This is a genomic window from Mesorhizobium sp. M8A.F.Ca.ET.021.01.1.1 (assembly GCF_003998025.1).
Lineage (GTDB): Bacteria > Pseudomonadota > Alphaproteobacteria > Rhizobiales > Rhizobiaceae > Mesorhizobium.
Map to the genome: position 1 here is coordinate 1 of NZ_RZSJ01000581.1, position 3,824 is coordinate 3,824.

At 64.0% G+C, this 3,824-nt stretch carries 3 protein-coding genes; 1 reads left to right on the forward strand and 2 read right to left on the reverse strand.

What is annotated here, in order from left to right:
* Positions 1 to 9: 9 nt before the first annotated feature.
* A complete protein-coding gene (locus EOA36_RS30145; protein WP_127280596.1) occupies positions 10 to 651 on the reverse strand; it encodes a LysE family translocator in 642 nt (213 codons plus the stop codon).
* Positions 652 to 742: 91 nt separating this feature from the next.
* Entirely contained in the window at positions 743 to 2,794 is a 2,052-nt protein-coding gene (locus tag EOA36_RS30150; RefSeq protein ID WP_127280597.1) for a bifunctional diguanylate cyclase/phosphodiesterase, read from the reverse strand.
* Positions 2,795 to 3,101: 307 nt separating this feature from the next.
* Between EOA36_RS30150 and EOA36_RS30155 the strand changes: the two genes are divergently transcribed.
* The coding region (locus EOA36_RS30155; RefSeq protein WP_127280598.1) for an argininosuccinate synthase at positions 3,102 to 3,824 on the forward strand (723 nt) is incomplete at its 3' end.

Consider the following 3,824-nt stretch of genomic DNA (forward strand, 5'->3'; position numbering starts at 1 on the left):
AGAAAGCCCCTACTTCGCCTGGGCAGTCAGGATCTTGAGCGCGAAGGCCGAGAACACGCCGGCGAAGAGATAGTCGACCACCCGCGTCACGCGCGGGCTGGCCTTCATCGCCGCCGAGAATTTTTCCGCCGCCAGCACCATCGGCACCGTCACCGGGATCGACAGCACGATGAACATGGCGCCGAGGAAGAACAGCTTCCCGGGCGCGTTCGGATCGTGCGCGGAGACGAATTGCGGCAGGAAGGTCATGAAGAACAGAATGACCTTCGGGTTGAGCAGGTTGACGCCGATCCCCGCCGCCCAGCTGCGCAGCAGCGAAATCCGCGGGCCTGTCTTCTTCTCCGGCGAGAAGGCCGAGCCCTTGGCGATCGCCTGCCAGGCCAGGAAGACGAGATAGCCGGCGCCAAAGATCTTCAGCACGAAGAAAGCCATCGGCGAGGCGACGATCAGCGCCGAGACGCCGACCACCACCAGCGTGGTGTGGATCAGCGTGCCGCACAACGCGCCGGCCATCGAGGCAAAGCCGGTGGCGCGGCCCTGGCTCAGCGTGCGCGAGACGAACAGCGTCATGTCGGGGCCCGGCGTGATCGCCAGGATCACGGTGGCGATCGCGAACTGGATCAGCGTGGTCGTATCGGGAATGAAGGACATGCAAGGCCTCGGGAAGGTCCCGAGCCTATACAAGATACGCCGCGCCGACGCCAGATGCGCAGGCGGGAGTATCCTCCCGCGGCGGGGTTTTCTAAGCCGCCGACAGATCGATCTCCGCCAGCGAATGGGCGGCCGCTCCGTTCAGCAAAATCTGGTCGATCGGCTTGGGGCGGCCGAGGAAATAGCCTTGCGCCTCGTTGCAGCCTTCCACTTGCAGGATGGTGAGCTGGACATGCGTCTCGACACCTTCGGCAAGCACCGGAATGTCGAGGCTGCGCCCCAGTGTCAGCACCGCGCGGATGATCGCCTTGGCCTGCGGGCTGCGCTCGACATCGGCCATGAAGGAACGGTCAAGCTTGATCTTGTCGAACGGAAACGAGCGCAGCGTGTCGAGCGACGAATAGCCGGTGCCGAAATCGTCGATCGCGATCGTCACGCCCAGCGCCTTGATCTGGCGCAGCACGTGCAGCGTGCGGACCTTGTCGGCGACGATCGTCGATTCGGTCAGCTCCAGTTCGAGGCGCCTCGGCGACAGGCCGGTTTCGACCAGGATCTGGTGGACGAGCTTGGCGAGATCGGCATGGGCGAGCTGCACCGGCGACAGGTTGACCGCGATCTTGTGACCCTTGTCCCAGGACGCTGCCTGGCGGCACGCGGTGCGCAGCACCCATTCGCCGATCGCCAGGATCGAGCCATTCTCCTCGGCGATCGGAATGAATTCGGCGGGCGGGATCATGCCATGCACCGGATGGGTCCAGCGCAGCAACGCCTCGTAGCCGCAGGTGGCGCCGGTCGAGACCGAAGTCTGCACCTGGTAGTGGAGCGTGAGTTCGCCACGTTCGATGGCCTGGCGAAGGTCGGTGGCCAGGGCGCGCCGTGCCCGCGCCGTCTCGTCCATGGCCGATTCGTAGAAACAGACGGCCCGCGCCACGTCGTTCTTGGCCCGGTACATGGCCAGATCCGCATTGCTGACCAGCCTCTCCCGGTCGGCCCCGTCACGCGGATAGACGGCGACGCCGATGCTGGCGCCGGTAACGGTCTCGAAATCGTCGAGCAGCAGCGGCTCGAACAGGGACTTCTCCAGGCGTGAAACCAGGCCGAGCAGCTCGTTCTGGTCCTTGAATTGCTTGATGGCGGCGAATTCGTCGCCGCCGAGCCTGGCGACGAACTCGCCGTCGCCGGTCAGTTTCGCCAGCCTGCGGGCGATGATCTTGAGTGCCTGATCGCCGGCCGCATGGCCCCTGAGGTCGTTGATCTCCTTGAAGCGGTCGAGATCGATGACGATGACGGCCGTCATCGCGCCTCCCTCGCGTGCCCGCTCGATCTCATGGTCGAGGCGGTCGTTGAAGGAGACCCGGTTGGCGAGACCTGTCAGCGCATCGTTGAGGGCAAGGTGCTGCAGTCGCTCGAAGCTCTCGAGCCGGCCGCGTTCGTCGATCAGGTAGCTGGCAAAGCCTGTGGCCGCGACGATCAGGCCGACCACGGCGACGGCGACGGCCATCGCTTCGAGGATATCGGGATTGGTGCCCGTGGTGATGAAGGAGAGCGGCGTCACCGCCACCGCGGCCATGGCCGTGAAATGCAGGCCGACGATCGCCAGCACCAGCAATCCGATGCCGAGATAGTGCGACCAGCGATATGGCCGGCGCTCCGCCTGGCCGATCGCCACGGCGGAGAACGCCATCGCGATCAGCAGCGAAGCGACCACATAGCGGGCGTCCCATTCGACGATGCCGGCCACGTGATAGGCGATCATTCCGGTATAATGCATGGCACAGATTGCCAGCCCAACAAGGCATCCGCCCCATTCCGGCGCCAGGCCGCGGCTTTTGTCGAGGGCAAGACCGAAACCCGCCCCGGTTCCAACCATGGCGATGACCAGGGATATCATGGTGAGCGCCGGATCGAAGGTGATCGGCGCGCCGGGCTGATAGGCCAGCATGGCGATGAAATGCGTACACCAGATCGAAGAGCCGGCCGCGACCGCGGTCAGGAACAGCCAGCCCCGCATCTGCATGCCGACGGTCTTCCTGGCGCGATCCAGGAGACCGATCGTCACCCAGCAGCCGGTGACGCACATCAGCGCGGCCAGCAGGACAAGCCACAGATTATGCTCCGTGACGATGCAGGATATAACGCGCATCGAGGATGACCCAAGCCCGAGGATACCCGCGACGAACGGGCAAAAGCCGCTTCGGCGCCAACATGCGGCCAGGCGGCTCTGTCTTGGTTGTTTAGCGGCTGGGGGTGAAAACTTGATTAAATACGGCATATAAATGCAGCCACTGATTGTAGCAGGTTGTTTCCCCAACCCGTTCGGCTGCCCCGCCATTGGCTGGATCAGAAGGCTGGCGCCGCCTGCGCTTGCTCGCTTTGCGGTTCCTGCTAAAAGGCGCTCCGACAATCCGTGACGCCATTGCCTCAAGCGTCCGCTTTTCGACGGAGCAGAAATGTCCAAGACCAAAGACGTCAAGAAGGTCGTGCTCGCCTATTCCGGCGGCCTCGACACATCCATCATCCTGAAATGGCTGCAGACCGAACTCGGCGCCGAAGTCGTCACCTTCACCGCCGATCTCGGCCAGGGCGGCGAATTGGAGCCGGCGCGCAAGAAGGCCGAGATGATGGGCATCAAGGACATCCGCATCGTCGACGTGCGCGAGGAATTCGTCGCCGACTTCGTCTTCCCGATGTTCCGCGCCAACACCGTCTACGAAGGCACCTATCTCTTGGGAACCTCGATCGCGCGGCCGCTGATCTCCAAGCACCTGGTCGACATCGCCAGGGAGACCGGCGCCGACGCCATCGCGCATGGCGCCACCGGCAAGGGCAACGACCAGGTCCGCTTCGAGCTTTCGGCCTATGCGCTCAACCCCGACATCAAGGTGATCGCGCCATGGCGCGACTGGTCGTTCAAGTCGCGCACCGACCTGATCAACTTCGCCGAACAGCATCAGATTCCCGTGGCCAAGGACAAGCGCGGCGACGCGCCGTTCTCGGTCGACGCCAATCTTCTGCACTCCTCTTCCGAAGGCAAGGTGCTGGAAGATCCATGGAGCGAGCCGCCGGAATTCGTCCACCAGCGCACCGTGTCGCCGATGGACGCCCCTGACGCCGTCACCGAGATCGAAATCGAGTTCCTCAAGGGCGATCCGGTCGCGCTCAACGGCAAGAAG